Source organism: Promicromonospora kroppenstedtii, from assembly GCF_044389675.1.
In the GTDB taxonomy this organism is placed as follows: Bacteria; Actinomycetota; Actinomycetes; order Actinomycetales; family Cellulomonadaceae; genus Promicromonospora; species Promicromonospora kroppenstedtii.
In genome coordinates, this window is the sequence record NZ_JBIRYI010000006.1 from 264,391 (window position 1) to 284,500 (window position 20,110).

Consider the following 20,110-nt stretch of genomic DNA (forward strand, 5'->3'; position numbering starts at 1 on the left):
AGGTCAGTCTAGGTGTGCCGCCTCGCTCACCGCGGCTCGGCGCCGGGCGACGAGCACCACACCCCCGGCTGTGGTCAGGGCCGCGAGCGCCACGACGGCGGCCGTCCCTGCCGTCAGGGCGTCCGGTCCCGTCAGGGGCTGCCCGCGCAGCGCCTGCCAGGCCAGCAGCAGGACGACGGCGAGGCCGGCGACGCCGGCGACCTGTACCAGGCGGGTGCGGTCGCGGACGGTGAGCCAGGTGGCGGGCAGGGCGGCGAGCAACCAGGCGACCAGGGGCAGGGCCTGCATGGCGTGGATGCCGACGAAGTGGGCGACGCGCAGGTCGCCGCCCACGGTGGACCAGCCGAGCACGGGCAGGCCGGGCCCGCCGTCGACCGGGCCGACGGTGTGCGCGCCGACCAGCACGCGGTCCCCGCCCGCTCGGACGGCGTCGAGCTGGGCGGGGGTGGGGTCGGTCATGAGGAAGGCGACGGCCATCCCGGTCACGGCGACCACCAGGCCGGCGCGCAGGCCCCAGGCGAGGACGGGGTCCTCGAGCCGCTGGGCGAGCAGCACGACGGCCAGCACCACGTTGGTGGCCCACAGCGTGGCGACGGCGCCCGCCATGGCGAAGTAGATGGTCTGGTCCAGCGGGGTGCTCATGTTGAAGTGGCTGCGCAGTCCGCGCGCCGCCTGCACCATGATCAGCACCTGCTCGATCAGCAGCGCGGCGGCGACGATCCAGGAGATGGCGGCGACGAGGCGTCGTCGGCCGCGGACGAAGGTGAGGAACCAGACCAGCGTGAGGCTGTAGACCGAGATCGAGACGGCGAACTTCGCGGGCTTGAGCCAGGTGGGCTCGCCGAGCACCTGGCGCGGGTCGGTCACCAGCCCGACCAGGCACACCAGGAGCACCGCGACGGTCATCAGCCCGGTCAGAGCCAGCGGCGGGTTGGTGCGGACGGTCCGCACGAGCAGCGAGGTCATCTCCGGAGCGTGACACCGTCCGGGGCGGGGCCGGGAGATGATTCGCCGGTCGCCGAAGCCCTGCTGCGGTGCCGACCGAGGAGCTCTGCCGTGCCGGACAGGACCGGCCGGCTACCGCGCGACCGGCAGCCCCAGGGCGCGCAGGTCCTGGCGCAGGGTCTCGGTGTCGGTGAACACGACACCGTGGAACCCGACGCCGCGGGCGGCGTCGACGTTCACCGTCTTGTCGTCCACGAAGACGGCGCGGGACGGGTCGACGCCGAACCGCTCGACCACGAGCTCGAAGATGCGCCGGTCGGGCTTGGCCATGCCCTCGCGGCCCGAGACGATGACGTCCTCCATGAGCCCGATCGCCGGCGCAGCGGGCTCGGCGCTGTGGAAGGTCTCGGCCTGCCAGTTCGTCAGCCCGTACAGGCGCAGGCCGAGGCCCTTGAGCTCGGCCACGAGCTCGGCCGAGCCCTCGATCGGCCCCGTCAGCGACAGCTCGTAGTGCTCCACGTACCGGCGCAGGTCCTCGACGTGGTCGGGGTGGGTGCGCCCCACGCGTTCCAGCAGCACCGCGTACGGTGTGCCGGCGTCGGCTGCGTGGTTGATCGAGCCGAAGTCCACCGCCTCGAAGAACGCCTCGATCTCGGCCCGGGGCCGGCCCGTGTAGGGCCCGAAGGGGTCCCAGCCGATCAGAACGTTGCCGAAGTCGTACACGACCGTGTCGATCACGGGGGCATCGGTCACGGGGACGTGGGCGTCGGTGAGGGGCGCGGGGTCGGCTGCGGTCACAGCATCTCCTTCGGGTCGAGCTGAACACGGACGGTCCCGCCCTCGCGGCGGGCGGAGCGGACGGCGAGGCTGGCCTTGAGCCTACGGGCGAGCTCGTCACCCTGGGCGAGCGGTACCCGCAGCACGGTGCGTACGGGCAGGTCGAGCGCCTGGAACCCGGCTGCGCTCCCACCCGCGCTCCCACCAGCGCCCCTGCCCTGCTCCCGGCGGCCCGACGGCGCCGCGCCGCCCCGGCCGCCCGGTCCTCGCCCACCAGCACCCCGACCCGGCGTGTCGGGATCGAGCTCGACCGGTCCGAGCACGCCCGACCCCGTGCCCAGGTCCTCACGCAGGCCCACACGTCCGACGACGGCGTCCACCGCCGGCCGGTCCCCCGTCACGGCGGCGACCCGGACCGCGGGCGGCAGGTGCAGCCCGGCGCGCTCGTCGAGCTCCCGCTCCGCGAAGCCCGCCGGGTCGAAGCGCACCAGCGCCTGGGTGGGCCCGGGAGCGCCGTCACCCACGAGCAGCACCTGACCCTGGGGCCCGGGCCGGACCAGCGACGCCGCTGCGAGCCAGCGGTGCAGCGCCTCCGTGCCGGCCGCGAGCCCGGTGCCGCCGGTCATCACGGCGGCGTCGAGCAGCAGGGCGATGGCGTAGCCGTGCGCAGCGACGGGCTCCGCCCCGGGGGTCGCGACGATGAGGGCGGGCGTGTCCGGGACGGCGTCGATCACCCCGCCCGGGGCGGACGCCGCCGACAACCGCACCGGTACCCCCGTGAACGCCCGGCCGAGCTCCTCCGCGGTACGCGCCGAGCCGACGCGCACCGAGCGCAGGCCGGTCCACCCGCACTCGTCGCAGCGCCAGCCGCCGGCCAGCCGGCCGCACCAGGTGCACTGCGGGGCGCCGTCGGCGTGCGGGAGCCCCAGGGGGCCGTGGCAGTGCGCGCAGCGGGCCGCGACGCGGCAGCGCGAGCACGCGACGACCGGCAGGTAGCCCGAGCGCGGCACCTGCACCAGCACCGGGCCGCGTTCCAGGGCCTCACGAGCCGCCCGCCACGCCACGGACGGGAGCCGGGCAGTGGCGGCGGCGCCGTCGCGCGCCAGCTCCACGGACGTCAGCGCCCGCACCCGGGGCGCGCGGGCCCGCACCACGTCGCGGGGCGCGGCCAGCTCGCGCGCCCAGCCGGACGCGAGCAGCGCCTGCGCCTGCACGGTGCGCCCCGGCGAGCCCAGCAGGAACGCCGCGTCCTCCCGCTCGGCCCGCAGCGCCAGGACGTCGCGCGCGTGCGGGTACGGTGCGTGCGGCTCGGCCAGCGTCTCCTCGCCGTCACCCCACAGCACCACCAGCCCGAGGTCGGCCACCGGCGCGAACATCGCGGCCCGCGTCCCGACCACCACCCGGGCCGCACCGCGCAGCGCCCGCAGGAACGCCCGGTACCGTGGCGCTGGACCGTCGTCCGCGAGCAGCCGCACGACGTCGTCGGACCCGGTCTCGGCACTCCCTGCGCCTTCCAGGGCTGTGCTTCCCGGCGCAGCGTCCCCCGGCGCAGCGTCCTCCAGCGCAGCGACGACCCGCTCCGCGTCCCGCGCGTCCGGTACGACGACCAGCGCCCCGCGCCCGCCCGCCGTGCACGCCCGCACGGCCTGCGCGACGGCGGCCGCCCAGTGCGGGGTGACCGCGGACGCTTCCGTGGCCTCCCCCGCGCGCTCGGTCCCCACGCCCGGCAGCGCCGACCACACGGCCCGCGGAGCCTCGCCGGCCGCGATCCGCCGCAGGTACGCCTCTCCCCCGCGATACGGGGCCCACGCGGAGGAGTCCGGCACGACCGCGGGGCTGTCCGCTGCCGCGGCCGGCCCCGTCTCGGCGGGCGCAGCATCCGCGGTCTCGGCAGACCTCGCGCCCGGCCCGGCCGCCCCGCCCTTCCCTGCCGTTTCCTGCTCGGGCCCCTTCTCGAGCACCTTCCCGGGCTCCTTCTCGGGCTCCTTCTCGACCCGCGCGTGCCGCGGCGGCAGCGCCAGCCGCAGCACGTCGGCGAGCGTCCCGGCGTACCGGTCCGCCACGGCGCGGCACAGCGCGAGCACCTGCGGCGTCAGCACCTGCTCGCCGGACACCACCTTCCGCAGCGGCACGAGCCGGCCGTCGTGGTCCGAGGTCTCCTGACGCGCGACGACGTAGCCCGCGACGTCCTGCCGCCCGAACCGCGCCTTGATGCGGACGCCGGGCTGGGCGTCGGCGTCCATGGTGACCGGGACCAGGTAGTCGTACGGGTGGTCCAGGTGCCCGGGCTGCAGGTCGAGCACGACGCGGGCGACGGGCAGGTGCTCGGCGATAGGGATGCCGTTGGTCTCGGCGTTGTCGAGCGGGCCCCGCGCGCGCTTTCCGCCCCGACCGTGTCCCCGGTCCCCAGCAGGAGCGCCGCCCACCTCGTCCAGCCCGAGCAGCGCCCCGTCCTCCGCGACGCCAACTTCGGTGACGCCATCTTCCGTGACGCCGCCCTCCCTGACGCCGTCCTGCACGACGCCGTCCTGCACGACTTGGTCCACGTCCCCGTTCACGCCCCTATCCCACCACGCGCCACCCACAGCCGCGGCGCGCGCCGACCCGGTCCGCCCACCCCTCGCCATCGGCACCAAGCGCGGAGGTCGGCACTCTGCATTGAGATCGGTCCAGGGATGGACCGATCTCAATGCCGAGTGCCGACCTCAGAGAAACAGCCAGCCAGGGGTCAGCCCTCAGAACAGGCTGCGCAGGTCCTCGACGCGGTCGGTGCGCTCCCACGTGAAGTCGGGCAGGTCGCGCCCGAAGTGCCCGTACGTGGACGTCGCCCGGTAGATCGGGCGCAGCAGGTCCAGGTCGCGCACGATCGCGGCCGGGCGCAGGTCGAAGACCTCGTGGATGGCCGAGGTGATCTTCGAGACGGGCACGGTCTCGGTGCCGAACGTCTCGACGTAGAGGCCCACGGGGTGCGCCTTGCCGATGGCATAGGCGACCTGGACCTCGCAGCGCCGCGCGAGCCCGGCGGCCACGACGTTCTTGGCCACCCAGCGCATCGCGTACGCGCCCGAGCGGTCCACCTTCGAGGGGTCCTTGCCGGAGAACGCGCCGCCGCCGTGGCGCGCCATGCCGCCGTAGGTGTCGACGATGATCTTGCGGCCGGTCAGGCCGGCGTCGCCCTGCGGCCCGCCGATGACGAACTTGCCGGTCGGGTTCACGAACTGCCGCGCGCCGCTCCAGTCGAGGCCTGCGGCCTCCAGCACCGGAGCGATCACGGTCTCGGCCACCTCGGCGTGCAGCTTCTCCTGCAGGACGTCGGCGTCGTGCTGGGTGGAGAGCACCACGGTGTCCACGGCGACGGGCCGGTCGCCGTCGTACCCGATGGTCACCTGGGTCTTGCCGTCGGGGCGCAGCCCCAGCAGCTCGCCGGACTTGCGCACGGCGGCCAGGCGCTCCGACAGGCGGTGCGCGAGCCAGCCGGCCACGGGCATGAAGGCGGGTGTCTCGTCGGACGCGTAACCGAACATCAGGCCCTGGTCGCCGGCGCCCTGGGCGTCCAGCGGGTCGAGATCGCTCGTGTCGTCGCGCATCTCGAGCGCCTTGTCGACGCCCTGCGCGATGTCGGGCGACTGCTGCCCGATCGACACCGACACCCCGCACGAGTCGCCGTCGAACCCGATGGCGGACGACGTGTAGCCGATGCCGCGCACGACGTCGCGCACGATCTGCGGGATCTCGACGTACGCCTCGGTGGTGACCTCGCCCGCGACGTGCACGAGCCCGGTCGTGACCATGGTCTCCACAGCGACGCGCGACGTCGGGTCCTGCTCCAGCAGGGCATCGAGGATGGCGTCGCTGATCTGATCACAGACCTTGTCCGGATGACCCTCGGTCACGGACTCGGACGTGAAAAGGCGCAGCTCGCTCATGGGGCCCAGCCTAATGTCTCGCACAGCGAGAAGTCGATCCTGGCAGGTGAGACGGGGGTCACGGCAGCAGCTTGGCGACGGCGTCCCACAGGGCGTCCGCCACCTCGCGCTTGGTTCCGGAGGCCAGTCCGACCACGTCGCCGGCCCCGTCCAGGATGGTGACCTCGTTGCTCTCGGTGCCGAACCCACGCCCGGATCCGACGGCGTTCACCGCGATCAGGTCGGCGCCCTTGCGCCGCGCCTTGGCCCGGCCGTGGTCCAGCACGCTGCCGCTGGCGTCGCCCGTCTCGGCAGCGAACCCCACCACCACCTGGTCGGCCCGCAACCGCTCGTGCGCGAGCTCCGCCAGGATGTCGGGGTTCTCGACGAGCTCGATCGGCGCGGGGCCCTGCCCCGGCACCTTCTTGATCTTGGCGTCGGGCGTGGCCGCGGGCCGGAAGTCCGCCACGGCGGCAGCCATCACGACGACGTCGGCCTCCGCGCCCGCCGCCCGCACGGCCTCACGCAGCTCGGCCGTGGACTCGACCTGCACCACGGAGCACGGGCGCGGCCCGCTGAGCACCTGGTCGGTCACGTCCGCCGCGAGGTTGGCCGCGACCAGGGTCACGACGGCGCCCCGCGCGGCGGCGGCCTGCGCCAGGGCCACACCCTGACGCCCGCTGGACCGGTTGCCGATGAACCGCACGGGGTCGATCGCCTCGCGGGTACCCCCCGCGGAGACGACGACGCGGCGGCCCGCGAGGTCGAGGTGCTCCCCGTCCGCCGAGGAGGCGGACGCGGGGGTCTCGACAGGCCGGGTCTCGACAGGCCCGACCAGCGCGGGGTCGATCAGCGAGAGCGCCTCGCGAGCGATCTCCTCCGGGTCGGGCAGGCGGCCGGGGCCGGTGTCCTTGCCCGTGAGCCGGCCCGACGCGGGCTCGATCACGTGCACGCCCCGCTCGCGCAGGGTGGCCACGTTGGCCCGCGTCGCGGGGTGGTCCCACATCTCGGTGTGCATCGCCGGGGCGAGCACCACCGGGCAGCGCGCGGCCAGCAGCGTGGTGGTCAGCAGGTCGTCCGCCAGGCCGGCGGCCGCCCGCGCCATCAGGTCGGCCGTGGCCGGGGCCACGATCACCAGGTCGGCGTGCTGCCCCAGCGACACGTGCTGCACGCCGGGGACGTCGTCGAACACCTCGGTGCTGACGGGCTCGCCCGACAGCGCCTCGAAGGTCGGCGCGCCCACGAACTCCAGCGCCGCGCGGGTGGGGATCACGCGCACGGCGTGCCCCTGCTCGCGCAACAGCCGCAGCAGGAGCACCGCCTTGTACGCGGCGATGCCACCGGAGACGCCCAGGAGGATCCTCATCGGTGGTCACCCTTCGACGGGGACGGTGCCCCGCAGACAGCCGGCCCGCGCGTCACGTCCGGATCAGGCCGGGAACTCGGGCAGCGACTGCTCGGCCTTGGCGGCGGCAGCGGCGTCGGCCTGCGCCTGCACCTCGGCGGGGTCGACCTCCTCGATGGTGAGGAGGCCCTGGGTGATCTCGCGCATCGCGATGGAGAGGGGCTTCTCCTGGTTGCGGGTCTCGACGAGCGGGCCCACGTTCTCCAGCAGGCCCTCGTTGAGCTGCGAGTAGTACGCGTTGATCTGACGGGCACGCATGGACGCGTACAGCACGAGGCCGTACTTCGAGTCGATGCGCTCGAGCAGCTCGTCGATCGGCGGGTCGGTGATGCCCTCGGGGGCGGCGACGGTTCCGGCCATGATGAAGCTCCAGAAGTCTTGGGTGAAGGGGGAAAGTCCGAGGAATGAGTCTACCTGCTCTGTCACCCGGAGGTGGCAGGCGACACGCCCCTCTAGCCGACCGGTGTGGTGGAACCCACACCCATGAAGGCGACGAGCGCGTCCGTGGCACGGTGCACGTCGTCGTTCACGATGGAGACGTCGAACTCCTCCTCGGCCGCGAGCTCGACGCGCGCCGTGGCGAGGCGTCGCTCGCGCTCCTCCGAGTCCTCGGTGCCCCGCCCGACGAGCCGGCGGACGAGCTCGTCGAAGCTCGGCGGGGCGAGGAAGACGAACCGGGCCTCCAGGCCCGAGGCCGTCACAGCGTCGCGCACCTGGCGCGCGCCCTGGAGGTCGATCTCCAGGAGCACGGGGACCCCGGCGGCGAGCTTCTGCTCCACCGGTCGCCGTGGCGTCCCGTACCGGTTACGACCGTGCACCACGGCCCATTCGAGCATCTCGCCGGCGGCGACCATACGGTCGAACTCCTCCGACGACACGAACAGGTAGTGCACTCCGTCCACCTCGCCCGGGCGCGGCGACCTGGTGGTCGCCGACACGGAGAGCCAGACCTGCGGATAGCGGTCCCGCACGTCGGCGGAGACCGTGCCCTTGCCCACCGCGGTGGGGCCTGCGAGCACGGTCAGCCGTGCGGGTTGTGTCGTACTGATCTCAGCCAAACCTCTCGATGAGCGCCGCCGACTGGTGCGGTCCGAGGCCTCGGACGCGGCGGGTCTCGGCGATCCCGATCTCTTCCATGATCGCCCTGGCCTTAACCTTACCGACACCTGGCAGCGACTCGAGCAACGAGACGACCTTGAGCTTGCCGACGACGTCGTCCTTCTGGCCCTGCTCGATGACCTCCCTCAGGGAACCTTGCGAGTACTTGAGCTTGTTCTTGATCTCTGCCCGCGCGCGTCGCGCCTCGGCTGCCTTCTCGAGTGCTGCCGCACGCTGCTCGGGTGTGAGGGGTGGTAGTGCCACGCAAGTCACCTACTCGTCTCTCGACCGGCCTTCTGACTCGGGACGTCGGTCCTCGCTCGGGCCCGATGCCCAAGTCCGTGACCTGGCCCGCAACCGGTCTGGTGTGAACTGCTGCATCGAAAGTAGCCATCGCCTCAGTGGTCGGCAATCGCAGAACGCCACTTCGTGAAAACTCATGCACCCGCGCAAATAGGCATTTAGTACATTTCACAACAAAGCGCCCACGATCCGTAGGGATCGTGGGCGCTTTGTCCAACCCGTGTCCAACGCGTCGGTCAACCGAAAAAATCAGCCACGCAGCGCGTCGGTCGCCTCCCGTGCGGCGTCACGCGCCGCGCTCACCAGCGCCTCGGGCGTCGGTCCGGCCCCGAGCACCGCCCGGGACGACGACGCGAGGACGTTCCGCCGAGCCTCGCCGAAGGTCGTGGCGAGCTCTCGCTCCCCCGCCCCCTGCGCGCCGACGCCGGGGGCGAGCAGCGGGCCGTTGACGGCGACCAGGTCGGTCCCCGTCGCGGCCACCGCGTCGCCGATGGTCGCGCCCACCACGAGGCCGACGGAGCCCATGGGCTCCGCCCCCGCGTTGAGCACGGCGGCATGGGTCGCCATGAGGGCGGCGACCGAGGTGCCGCGCTCGGTACCGTCCTCGGATCGCACCGCGTGCTGGACCTCGAAACCCTCCTTGTTGGAGGTGAGGCACAGCACGAACAGCCCGCGCCCCGTGGCCGTGGCCAGCTCGACGGCGGGCGCCAGCGAGCCGAACCCGAGGTAGGGCGAGACCGTCAGCGCGTCACCCGCCAGAGGTGAGCCGTCCGCCAGGAACGCCTCGGCGTACGCCCCCATGGTCGAGCCGATGTCACCGCGCTTGGCGTCGACGATCGTCAGGGAACCGGCAGCCCGGGCCGCCGCGATCACCTCCTCCAGCACCGCCAGGCCGCGCGAGCCGTGCCGTTCGAAGAACGCGGCCTGCGGCTTGAAGGCCGCGACCCGGCCTCCGAGCGCGTCCACGACCCGCAGGGAGAACTCCCGCAGGCCCGAGACGTCGTCGGGCAGGCCCCAGGCGTGCAGGAGCGACGCGTGCGGGTCGATGCCCACGCACAGCGGCCCGTGCTCGTCCATGGCCGCGGCCAGGCGCGCACCGAACGGCGCTCCGCTCGGGGCCGCGGCAGCGCCCGGGGAGCCCGCGCTCACGCGGTCACCCCGGCCACGACGCCCACCTGAGCGGCCGTGCGCCGCGCCGTCGTGGCGGCCGTGTGCTCCTGCAGGCTCGCCACCTCGAACGGGCCCGCGAGCACCGCCTCGATGCCCTGCACCGCCGCGGCGAGCTGGTCGACCGTGGTCGCGATCGGCTTGTCGGCGGCTGTCGTCGCCGCGCGGATCTCGTAGCCGTCCGCACGGGCGCCCTGGCCCGACGGCGAGTTCACCACGAGGTCGATCTGCCCCTCGGTGATGAGCCCCACGACCGTCAGCTCACCGTCCGGGCCACGGCCCTCGGTGTGCTTGCGCACCTCGGTGGCCTCGATGCCGTTGCGGCGCAGCACGTTGGCGGTGCCGGCTGTGGCGAGCACCTTGAAGCCGAGCTCCACGAGACGCTTGACCGGGAAGACCACGTGCCGCTTGTCGCTGTCGGCCACCGACACGAAGACCGTGCCCGACGTCGGCAGGCCGCCGAACGCCGCCGCCTGCGACTTGGCGAACGCGTGCGGGAAGTCCTTGTCGAAGCCCATGACCTCGCCCGTGGAGCGCATCTCCGGGCCGAGCACCGAGTCGACGACCAGACCCTCGCGGGTACGGAACCGCTTGAACGGCAGCACGGCCTCCTTGACGGCCAGCGGCGCGCCCAGGTCGAGCGTGGCGCCGTCGTGCTCCGGGAGCACCCCGGCCGCACGCAGGTCGGCGATGGACTCGCCCACCATCACGCGGGCCGCGGCCTTGGCCAGCGGCGTGCCCGTCGCCTTGGAGACGAACGGCACGGTGCGCGACGCGCGGGGGTTGGCCTCCAGGACGTACAGGACGTCGCTGACGAGCGCGTACTGGACGTTGAGCAGGCCGCGCACGCCCACACCCTTGGCGATGGCCTCGGTGGAGCGGCGGATGCGCGCGATCTCGGTCTCGCTCAGCGACACCGGGGGCAGCACGCACGCCGAGTCGCCGGAGTGGATGCCGGCCTCCTCGATGTGCTCCATGACGCCGCCCAGGAACAGCTCCTCGCCGTCGTACAGCGCGTCGACGTCGATCTCCATCGCGTCGTCGAGGAACCGGTCGATGAGCAGCGGGGCCGCCAGCGTGCCCGGGGCGCCGTCGCGCGCGGCGGCCGCCGCGCTCTCGGCCAGGGCCCGCTCGACGTAGCCGGTGAGCTGGTCCTCGCTGTAGACGATCTCCATGCCGCGGCCGCCGAGCACGTACGACGGGCGCACGAGCACCGGGTAGCCGATGGACTCGGCGACGTCGCGGGCCTGGGCCAGCGACCGGGCCGTGCCGAACGCAGGAGCCGGCAGGCCGGCGTCGAGCAGCACCTGGCCGAAGATGCCGCGGTCCTCGGCGGCATCGATGGCCTCGGGGCTGGTACCCAGGATCGGCAGGCCGGCCTCGGCCAGACGCCTGGCCAGGCTCAGCGGCGTCTGCCCGCCGAGCTGGACGATGATGCCCTTGACCGGGCCGGCCGCGAGCTCGGCCTGGTAGACCTCCAGGACGTCCTCGAAGGTCAGCGGCTCGAAGTACAGGCGGTCGGACGTGTCGTAGTCCGTCGAGACCGTCTCGGGGTTGCAGTTGACCATGACGGTCTCGTACTTCTCCGCCAGCGCCAGGGTGGCGTGCACGCAGGAGTAGTCGAACTCGATGCCCTGGCCGATGCGGTTGGGTCCCGACCCAAGGATGATCACGGCCTCCCGCTCGCGGGGCGCGACCTCGGACTCGGAGTCGTAGCTCGAGTAGTGGTACGGGGTCTTGGCCGCGAACTCGGCCGCGCAGGTGTCGACGGTCTTGTAGACCGGGCGGACGCCGAGGGCGTGCCGGATCTCGCGCACCGTGGCCTCGCCGGAGCCGCTCATGCCGCGCAGCGCCGCGACCTGGGCGTCGGACAGGCCGTGCCGCTTGGCGTGCCGCAGCACGTCCTCTGTCAGCGTGGGCGACGTCGCGACCTGCTGGGCGACCTCGTTGACGAGCTGGATCTGGTCGAGGAACCACGGGTCGATCTTGGTGGCCTCGAAGACCTCCTCGAGCGTGGTGCCGCCCGGCACGCCGACCGAACGCAGGGCCTGCTGGACCTGCACCAGGCGCTGCTCGGTGGGCCGCTCGATCTCCTTGAGCAGCGTGGCGAGCTCCTCGCCGGTCGGGGCGTCGCCGTCCCAGTGGAACGTGACGCCGCCCTTGTCGATGGAGCGCAGGGCCTTGCCCAGCGCCTCGGTGAAGTTGCGGCCCAGCGCCATGGCCTCGCCCACCGACTTCATGGTGGTGGTCAGGGTGTCGTCGGCGGCGGGGAACTTCTCGAACGCGAACCGCGGCACCTTGACCACGACGTAGTCGAGCGTGGGCTCGAAGCTCGCAGGGGTCACCTTGGTGATGTCGTTCGGGATCTCGTCCAGCGTGTAGCCGACGGCGAGCTTGGCGGCGATCTTCGCGATCGGGAAGCCGGTCGCCTTGGAGGCCAGCGCCGAGGAGCGCGACACGCGGGGGTTCATCTCGATGACGATGATGCGGCCGTCGGCCGGGTCGATCGCGAACTGGATGTTGCAGCCGCCGGTGTCGACGCCGACCTCGCGGATGACGGCGATGCCGATGTCGCGCAGCTTCTGGTACTCGCGGTCGGTGAGCGTCAGCGCGGGCGCCACGGTCACGGAGTCGCCGGTGTGCACGCCCACCGGGTCGACGTTCTCGATGGAGCAGACGACCACGACGTTGTCGTTCTTGTCGCGCATGAGCTCGAGCTCGTACTCCTTCCACCCCAGGATGGACTCCTCGAGGAGCACCTCCGTGGTGGGCGAGTAGTGCAGGCCCTGCCCGACGATGCGGTGCAGGTCCGCCTCGTCGTAGGCGAGACCGGAGCCCAGGCCGCCCATGGTGAACGACGGGCGCACGACCATCGGGTAGCCGAGCACCTCGGCGGCCTTCAGGGCCTCGTCGATCGTGTGCACGATCTCGGAGCGCGCCGACTCGCCGCCGCACTTGGTGACGACGTCCTTGAACTGCTGGCGGTCCTCGCCCTTCTGGATGGCGGGGATGTTGGCGCCGATCAGCTCGACGCCGTACTTCTCCAGCACGCCCGCCTCGTCCAGCGCGATGGCGGCGTTGAGCGCCGTCTGGCCGCCCAGCGTCGGCAGCAGCGCGTCCGGACGCTCCTTGGCGATGATCGTGGTCAGCACCTCGGTGGTGATCGGCTCCACGTAGGTCGCGTCCGCGAACTCGGGGTCCGTCATGATCGTGGCCGGGTTCGAGTTGACCAGGATGACCCGCAGGCCCTCCTCCTTCAGGACCCGGCAGGCCTGGGTCCCGGAGTAGTCGAACTCGCAGGCCTGGCCGATCACGATCGGGCCGGACCCGATCACCAGGACCGAGGAGATGTCGGTACGACGAGGCATCAGTGGTTCTCCTCGGAGTTGAGCTGTGCTGCGGCGGGCTGTGCTGCGGGCTGGGTGGTGAGGGCGGGCGGCCAGGCCGACGGGTTCGTCATCAGGCCGACGAAGCGGTCGAACAGGTAGGCGGCGTCGTGCGGGCCGGCGGCGGCCTCCGGGTGGTACTGCACCGAGAAGGCGGGCCGGTCGAGGCAGGTCAACCCCTCCACGACCTGGTCGTTCAGGCCCACGTGCGAGACGACGACGCGACCGTAGCGGCCGCCGTCGTGCGGGGCGTCGGAGATCGCGGGCGAGCCGTCCTCGGCGAACACCGGCGCGTCCACGGCGAAGCCGTGGTTGTGCGCGGTGACCTCGACCTTGGCGGTCGTGCGGTCCAGCACAGGCTGGTTGATGCCGCGGTGCCCGTAGCCCAGCTTGTAGGTGCCGTAGCCGAGCGCGCGGCCCAGGAGCTGGTTGCCGAAGCAGATGCCGAAGAACGGGATGCCGCGGTCCAGGACGGCGCGCAGCAGCTCGACCTCGTGGCCGGCGGCGCCGGGGTCGCCGGGGCCGTTGGAGAAGAAGACGCCGCGGGGGGCTTCGTCGGGCAGGTCCGCGAAGGCACCCAGGACGTCGTCGATCGTCGAGGACTGGGGCACGACGACGACGCGCACGCCGCGCTCGGCCAGCCGCGCCGGCGTCATGGCCTTGATGCCCAGGTCGACCGCGACCACGGTGGCGACCGGCGGCTGCCCGGCGTGCTCGCCGGACGGCTCCACCGTGTAGGCCTCCTGGGTGGAGACCTCGGGGGCCAGGTTGGCCCCCGCCATCTGCGGGGACGCCTGCACCTCGGCCACGAGCTCCTCGACGGGGCGCGGGTAGCCGCCGCGTACCAGGTCGTCGCCGGAGAAGATCCCGGCGCGCATCACGCCCTCCTCGCGCAGGCGGCGGGTCAGCGCGCGGGTGTCGACGTCGGAGATGCCGACGACGCCCTGCGCGGCCAGCTCCTCACCGAGGGAGCGCTGGGCGCGCCAGTTCGAGACGCGGCGCGCGGGGTCGCGGACCACGTAGCCCGAGACCCAGATACGGCCCGACTCGGGGTCCTCGTCGTTGACGCCCGTGTTGCCCACGTGCGGCGCCGTCATGACGACGATCTGCCGGTGGTAGGACGGGTCCGTCAGCGTCTCCTGGTAGCCGGTCATGCCGGTGGAGAAGACGATCTCGCCGAACGACGTGCCGGTGGCGCCGTAGGCACGGCCGCGGTAGGTGGTGCCGTCCTCGAGGACCAGCGCTGCTGTAGTCGTCTGTGCTGGCGTCTGTGCCGGCGTGCTTGCCGGCGTGTCTGCGGGCGTCATCGGGATGGTCACCGGGCCTCCTGCTGGTGCGGGTACTGCTGCTGCGGGTACTGCTGGTCAAGGTGCTCGATCTGCTCGCCGGGCTGCTCGCCGGGCTGCTGGCCCGAGCGCTGCTGGGCGGCCAGCAGGTGCCGGACGGCGTCCACCAGGCCGCCGCGGTCCTCGGCGCGGCGCGTGCGCAGGCCGGTGTCGACCAGGGCCGCGGGCACGCCACCGGACTCCGGGACGGCCCAGGTGAGGACGACGAGCCCGTCCGCGCCGACGTACTTGCCGGCCATGCCCGGGGCGAGGCCCGTGCTGCGGATCTCGGTCACCGGGAGCCAGAGGTCGGCGGTACCGTCGCGCTCGATCAGCACGCCCTGGTCGTGCACGGAGACGACGGCGTGCGCCCGGTCGCCCAGCCCGTGCGCGCCCACGCGGGCGAGCCAGTCGCCGTGCAGCGTCGTCGAGACGTAGACGGCCTCGACGGGGCCGAAGCGGACGGCGCCGACGCCGTCGGCCGTGGGCGCCACCGGCGGGACGGGGACCACGGTCGTGGTGCGCTGCGCGAGCCGACGTCGGCCGATGAGGGTCACGTACAGCACGAGGAAGATCGCCAGGGCGATCAGCAGGGCTACGGCGAGGATCTTCATCGGCCGGCTCCTTCGAGAGCTGTGTTCTGCGGGTTGCTGGTGGTACCGACGACCGCACCGTCCAGGACCGTCGCGCGTCCCCGCAGGAACGTCGCGACCACGCGGCCCGGCAGCTCCATCCCGCCGAACGGGGTGTTGTCGCTGGCCGTGACCTGGGTGCGGCCGTCGATCGCGCGGGTGGCGCCCGCGTCCACGAGGGTCAGGTTGGCCGGCTCGCCGACGGCGATCGGGCGGCCCTGCGTCGCGTCGATCCGCCCGATGCGGGCCGGGTTCTGCGAGAGCACGCGGGCGACGTCGGCCCAGGTCATGCGGCCGGTGTCGACCATGGTCTGCTGGACCACGGACAGCGCGGTCTCCAGGCCGGTCATGCCGAACGCCGCCGAGGACCACTCGCAGTCCTTGTCCTCGACCGGGTGCGGGGCGTGGTCGGTGGCGACGATGTCGATGGTGCCGTCGGCCAGGCCGGCCCGGACCGCCTCGACGTCCTTCGCGGTGCGCAGCGGCGGGTTCACCTTGAACACCGGGTCGTAGTCGCGGGCCAGCTCGTCGGTGAGCACCAGGTGGTGGGGCGTCACCTCGGCGGTGACGTCGATGCCGCGGCCCTTGGCCCAGCGGATGATCTCCACCGAGCCCGCCGTCGACAGGTGGCAGACGTGCAGGCGCGAGCCCACGTGCTCGGCCAGCAGCACGTCGCGGGCGATGATCGACTCCTCGGCCACGGCGGGCCAACCCGTCAGGCCGATCTGCGCGGACACGACGCCCTCGTTCATCTGCGCGCCCTCCGTCAGGCGCGGCTCCTGCGCGTGCTGGGCCACGACGCCGTCGAACGCCTTGACGTACTCCAGCGCGCGGCGCATGAGCACCGGGTCGTGCACGCACTTGCCGTCGTCCGAGAAGACGCGCACGCGGGCGGCGGAGTCGGCCATGGCGCCCAGCTCGGCAAGCTTCTCGCCGTCCAGGCCCACCGTGACCGCGCCGACGGGGTGCACGTCCACCCAGCCGGCCTCCTGGCCGAGCCGGTAGACCTGCTCGACGACGCCCGCGGTGTCCTGCGTCGGCGTCGTGTTGGCCATGGCGTGCACCGCGGTGAACCCGCCTGCCGCGGCGGCCCGGGTGCCGGAGAACACCGTCTCGGCGTCCTCCCGGCCCGGCTCGCGCAGGTGGGTGTGCAGGTCGACGAGGCCGGGCAGGAGCACGTGCCCCTCCGCGCGGACCTCGTGGGCACCCTCGGGCACCTCGACAGAGCCGGGCGCCCCGATCGTGGTGATCACTCCGTCCGCCAGGACGACGTCGACCGCGTCCGTGCCGTAGGGAAGCACCCCACGCAGCACGTAGGTCGTGGTTGAAGGGGCGCTCACAGAGTGTTCCTCTCGTCGGTGCTGGTCTTCTCGCTGCCCGTGTCGCCGGACAGCAGCAGGTACAGGGCGGCCATCCGGACGGCGACGCCGTTGGCCACCTGCTCCACGATCACGGAGCGCGGGTGGTCGGCGGCGGCCGCCGAGATCTCCAGGCCGCGGTTCATCGGCCCGGGGTGCATCACGATCGCGTGGTCCGGCAGGACCGCGAGCCGCCGGGCGTCGAACCCGAACTTGCGGCTGTACTCCATGGGGCTCGGGAAGAACGCCCCCGAACCGCCCGACATCCGCTCACGCTGCACCCGCAGCATCATGACCGCATCCGGCTGCCACTGCTCGAGTGTCTCGTCCAGGTGGTACGAGACGCGGCACGGCCAGGTCTCGACGCCCACCGGCACGAGCGTGGGCGGCGCGACCAGGGTCACCTCGGCGCCGAGGGTGTGCAGCAGGTACACGTTCGAGCGCGCCACGCGGGAGTGCAGCACGTCGCCGACGATCGCGATGCGCAGGCCGGCCAGGTCGGCGCCGACCGAGGTGTCTGTGCCGCGACCGTCTTCACCCACCCGGCCGACCAGGTGGCGGCGGATCGTGAACGCGTCCAGCAGCGCCTGCGTGGGGTGCTGGTGCATGCCGTCGCCCGCGTTGAGCACGGCCGCGTCGAGCCAGCCGGCGTGCGCGAGCTGGTGCGCCGCGCCCGAGGCCCAGTGGCGCACCACCACGGCGTCGGCGCCCATGGCGTGCAGGGTGAGAGCCGTGTCCTTGAGCGACTCGCCCTTGGACACGCTCGACCCCTTGGCCGAGAAGTTGATGACGTCCGCGGACAGGCGCTTGGCCGCCGTCTCGAACGAGATCCGGGTGCGCGTGGAGTCCTCGTAGAACAGGTTCACCACGGTGCGGCCGCGCAGCGTCGGCAGCTTCTTGTTCTCGCGCGACTGCGTGGCCGCCATCTGCGCGGAGGTGTCCAGGAGCAGGATCGCGTCGTCCTTGGACAAGCCCTGGGTGGTCAGGAGGTGCTTCACCGGGCGCTCCTCTCGTCGGCGTTGTCGGCGGCGGCGTGCTCGGCGGCGGCGTGCTCGGCGGCAGCGGGCGCACCGCTGATGACGACGGCGTCGGCTCCCCCGTCGACGTCGGCCAGCCGGACCCGCACGCGCTCGCTGCGCGAGGTGGGCAGGTTCTTGCCGACGTAGTCGGCGCGGATCGGCAGCTCGCGGTGGCCGCGGTCGACGAGCGCGGCGAGCTGGACCACGCGGGGGCGGCCGAGGTCGTTCAGGGCGTCGAGCGCGGCTCGGATGGTGCGGCCGGAGAAGAGGACGTCGTCCACGAGGACGACCACCTTGTCGTCGATCGTGCCGTCCAGGCTGCCCGGCAGGACCGTCTGCCCGACGGCTCGCGTGGGCTGACGGCGCAGGTCGTCACGGTACATGGTCACGTCGAGCGTGCCGTGCTCGCCGCTGAAGGCGGGCTCGATCTGCGCGAGGCGCTCGGCCAGCCGGCCGGCGAGCTGGACGCCGCGCGTCGGGATGCCGAGGAGGACCAGGTCGGCGGCGCCCTTGTTACGCTCCACGATCTCGTGGGCGATGCGGGTCAGCGCCCGGGCGATGTCGGCCTCGCCGAGCACGGTGCGCGCGGCGCCGGTGCCGGGAGCAGTGCTCGGGGTGTCGCTGGGGATCTCGCTGGTGCTGCCGGCGGTGGTGCTGGATTCGGGCATGCGGCTGCCAGGATGCATCTGGCGACCTCCTTCTCCGCCTCACTGGACGGGATTAAAGGGAGTCTGACAGCCACCACCTTAACCCGCTCCGCCGGGGCGAGATGCCGGGGTCACGACCCGTTGGAAGGGGCGTTGCTCACACCGGCGCGGGCACGGCAGCACTCGCCGGACCCGGAGCGCCATGAGCACCACGTCATCTTTCTGCCGCAGTGCGACATCTGGCACGTGGCGCACCGTTGGCGTCGCTGCCGCTGCTGCCGGCCGACCCCCGAGGTTCTGTTCAAGCCACTACATTGCAACGTTTCAAGCCGGTTTCTGTGGGCAGAAGCTCGTGGTCTGAACACAACCTCAGGAGCGAACGGCGGAGGCGCTAGTCGCGCAGCACCGCCGTCGCCAGGCCCGCCGCGATCGCGATCAGGGCCAGCACCATCCCCACCGTGCCCGGCCAGCCCGCCAGCGCGAAGCCGATCCCGCCGAGCCAGCCGAACAGGCTGGAGCCCGCGTAGTAGGCGAGGTTGTAGACGGCCGCCGCCTGGGTGCGCGCCTCGGGGGCCGCGACCGGCGTCCACCCGCTGGCCACGGCGTGCGCCCCGAAGAACCCGGCGGTCAGCACGACGAGCCCGGTCAGCACGAGCGGCAGCCAGGCCGACAGCGTGGCCACCACGCCGAGCGCCATCACCGCCGTCGAGACGATCAGCACGCGACGCCTCCCGTGCCGCACCACGAGCCGACCCGTCCGGGCCGACGACCAGGTTCCGGCCAGGTAGGCGAGGAACACGAGGCTGACCACGCCCGGCGACAGACCGAACGGAGCGGCGGCCAGACGGAAGCCGAGGTAGTTGTAGATCGCGACGAAGCCGCCCATGAGCAGCAGGCCCTGGGCGTCCAGCACGAGCAGGCGCGGGCTGAGCAGCGCGCGGAGCCGGCCGTGGCGACGAACGTGACCGGTCCCATGGTCAGCGGCCGCGCCCTCGGACGTCGCCGCCCGTGGCCCGCGGTCCCGGGGCGCGAGCCAGACGAAGACGCCCGTCGCGACCAGGCAGGCCACCGCGACGGCGCCCACGCCGGCCCGCCAGCCGAACACCTCCGCGACGCCACCCGAGACGATGCGTCCGAGCAGCCCGCCCATCGACGTGCCCGCGACGTACGTCCCGGCCGCCCTCGGCACGGCCGACGCCGCGCCCGAGGCGACCAGCATCTCGGTCAGGTAGGCCATCGCGACGGCGGGCACGCCCGCGACGAACAGTCCCTCGACGGCGCGACCGGCCACGAGGAGCTCGAACGACGGGGCGAACGGCACCGCGAGTCCCAGCGCGGTGGCACCGAACATCGCGACGGTCATCGCCCGGACGCGGCCGACACGGTCGGCGACCCAGGCCCACGGCAGCACGCCCACGGCCAGGCCCAGGGTCGCTGCGGAGACGAGCAGCGCCGAGTCGGAGGCGGACGTCGCGAGCTCGCGGGCGGCGTCAGGCAGGACGGACTGCGGCGCGTAGAGCTGCGCGAACGCAGCGGTCCCGGCGCCGAACAGCGCGACGAGCAGACGTCTCTCGTCGAACCGTGCCGCGCCGGGACCGGTGCTCACAGTGCGTGGGGGCTCACGGGCCGGCCTGCCTGCCGGCTCACGCCAGCGGTGCTCACGCCAGCAGTGCTCACGCCAGCAAGGTCGGCTTCAGGTCCTTGACCCGGCCGAGGAGGCCGTTCACGAAGGCCGGGGAGTCGTCCGTGGACAGGTCGCCTGCGAGGTCGACCGCCTCGTCGAGTGCAACGGCGTCGGGCACGTCGTCGTTGAAGAGGACCTCCCAGGAGCCGATCCGCAGCAGGGCGCGGTCGACGGCGGGCATGCGGTCCAGCGTCCAGCCCTGCGAGTAGGTCTCCAGCACCTCGTCGATACGGTCGCGGTGGGCGACCACGCCCTCCACGATCTCGACCGCGTACTGCGGCACGGCCGCCTCGGTGTGCGGCACGGCCACACGGTCGGCGAGGAGCGTCAGCGGGTCGATGCCTCGCTGCTCCGCCTCGAAGAGGATGTCGGCGGCGCGCTTGCGCGCCTTGGTGCGTGCGCCCATGGTCTCTCTCTGCTACGAAACTCGACTGCTGAGCTGTCAGCGGCTCAGCTCTC

Annotated in this window: 17 protein-coding genes; all 17 read right to left on the minus strand. The window is 72.9% G+C overall.

What is annotated here, in order from left to right; translation table 11 throughout:
- Window positions 1-3: 3 nt before the first annotated feature.
- Window positions 4-966, minus strand: coding sequence for a hypothetical protein (locus tag ACH47X_RS11915; protein ID WP_397404471.1), 963 nt, complete (start codon window positions 964-966; stop codon window positions 4-6).
- A 111-nt stretch (window positions 967-1,077) separates the two neighbouring features.
- Window positions 1,078-1,743, minus strand: coding sequence for an HAD family hydrolase (locus ACH47X_RS11920; RefSeq protein ID WP_397404473.1), 666 nt, complete (start codon window positions 1,741-1,743; stop codon window positions 1,078-1,080).
- Complete coding sequence (locus ACH47X_RS11925; RefSeq protein ID WP_397404474.1) at window positions 1,740-4,280, minus strand: primosomal protein N'; 2,541 nt, start codon at window positions 4,278-4,280, stop codon at window positions 1,740-1,742. Before ACH47X_RS11925 ends, ACH47X_RS11920 begins: the two co-directional genes overlap by 4 nt.
- Before the next feature lie 177 nt (window positions 4,281-4,457).
- Window positions 4,458-5,648 carry a methionine adenosyltransferase gene (gene metK, locus ACH47X_RS11930; RefSeq protein ID WP_397404476.1) on the minus strand — a complete coding sequence of 397 codons (1,191 nt, stop codon included), beginning with the start codon at window positions 5,646-5,648 and terminating at the stop codon, window positions 4,458-4,460.
- A 58-nt stretch (window positions 5,649-5,706) separates the two neighbouring features.
- Window positions 5,707-6,993 carry a bifunctional phosphopantothenoylcysteine decarboxylase/phosphopantothenate--cysteine ligase CoaBC gene (coaBC, locus tag ACH47X_RS11935; RefSeq protein WP_397404478.1) on the minus strand — a complete coding sequence of 429 codons (1,287 nt, stop codon included), beginning with the start codon at window positions 6,991-6,993 and terminating at the stop codon, window positions 5,707-5,709.
- A gap of 63 nt (window positions 6,994-7,056) precedes the next feature.
- Entirely contained in the window at window positions 7,057-7,392 is a 336-nt protein-coding gene (gene rpoZ / locus ACH47X_RS11940; RefSeq protein ID WP_020015401.1) for a DNA-directed RNA polymerase subunit omega, read from the minus strand.
- 92 nt (window positions 7,393-7,484) lie between these two features.
- Complete coding sequence (gmk, locus tag ACH47X_RS11945) at window positions 7,485-8,051, minus strand: guanylate kinase (RefSeq protein ID WP_033325942.1); 567 nt, start codon at window positions 8,049-8,051, stop codon at window positions 7,485-7,487.
- Between the two features lie 31 nt (window positions 8,052-8,082).
- Complete coding sequence (gene mihF / locus ACH47X_RS11950; protein ID WP_020015403.1) at window positions 8,083-8,394, minus strand: integration host factor, actinobacterial type; 312 nt, start codon at window positions 8,392-8,394, stop codon at window positions 8,083-8,085.
- Between the two features lie 288 nt (window positions 8,395-8,682).
- Window positions 8,683-9,582: an orotidine-5'-phosphate decarboxylase gene (pyrF, locus tag ACH47X_RS11955; RefSeq protein ID WP_397404481.1), complete on the minus strand. Its 900-nt coding sequence runs from the start codon at window positions 9,580-9,582 to the stop codon at window positions 8,683-8,685.
- Window positions 9,579-12,968, minus strand: coding sequence for a carbamoyl-phosphate synthase large subunit (carB, locus tag ACH47X_RS11960; RefSeq protein ID WP_397404483.1), 3,390 nt, complete (start codon window positions 12,966-12,968; stop codon window positions 9,579-9,581). The genes pyrF and carB overlap by 4 nt, the downstream gene beginning before the upstream one ends.
- A complete protein-coding gene (gene carA / locus ACH47X_RS11965) occupies window positions 12,968-14,293 on the minus strand; it encodes a glutamine-hydrolyzing carbamoyl-phosphate synthase small subunit (RefSeq protein WP_397404627.1) in 1,326 nt (441 codons plus the stop codon). Before carA ends, carB begins: the two co-directional genes overlap by 1 nt.
- A gap of 8 nt (window positions 14,294-14,301) precedes the next feature.
- A complete protein-coding gene (locus ACH47X_RS11970) occupies window positions 14,302-14,925 on the minus strand; it encodes a PH-like domain-containing protein (protein WP_397404485.1) in 624 nt (207 codons plus the stop codon).
- Window positions 14,922-16,283, minus strand: coding sequence for a dihydroorotase (locus ACH47X_RS11975; protein WP_397404487.1), 1,362 nt, complete (start codon window positions 16,281-16,283; stop codon window positions 14,922-14,924). Before ACH47X_RS11975 ends, ACH47X_RS11970 begins: the two co-directional genes overlap by 4 nt.
- Entirely contained in the window at window positions 16,280-17,299 is a 1,020-nt protein-coding gene (locus ACH47X_RS11980) for an aspartate carbamoyltransferase catalytic subunit (protein ID WP_397404489.1), read from the minus strand. Before ACH47X_RS11980 ends, ACH47X_RS11975 begins: the two co-directional genes overlap by 4 nt.
- Complete coding sequence (gene pyrR, locus ACH47X_RS11985) at window positions 17,296-17,988, minus strand: bifunctional pyr operon transcriptional regulator/uracil phosphoribosyltransferase PyrR (protein WP_397404491.1); 693 nt, start codon at window positions 17,986-17,988, stop codon at window positions 17,296-17,298. Before pyrR ends, ACH47X_RS11980 begins: the two co-directional genes overlap by 4 nt.
- Window positions 17,989-18,358: 370 nt before the next feature.
- The gene (locus tag ACH47X_RS11990; RefSeq protein WP_397404493.1) at window positions 18,359-19,573 is read right to left on the minus strand and encodes an MFS transporter; all 1,215 of its coding nucleotides are present in this window, start codon (window positions 19,571-19,573) and stop codon (window positions 18,359-18,361) included.
- A gap of 67 nt (window positions 19,574-19,640) precedes the next feature.
- Window positions 19,641-20,057 (minus strand): transcription antitermination factor NusB, encoded by a 417-nt coding sequence (nusB, locus tag ACH47X_RS11995; RefSeq protein ID WP_036961828.1) that lies wholly within the window; start codon window positions 20,055-20,057, stop codon window positions 19,641-19,643.
- Between the last annotated feature and the right edge of the window lie 53 nt (window positions 20,058-20,110).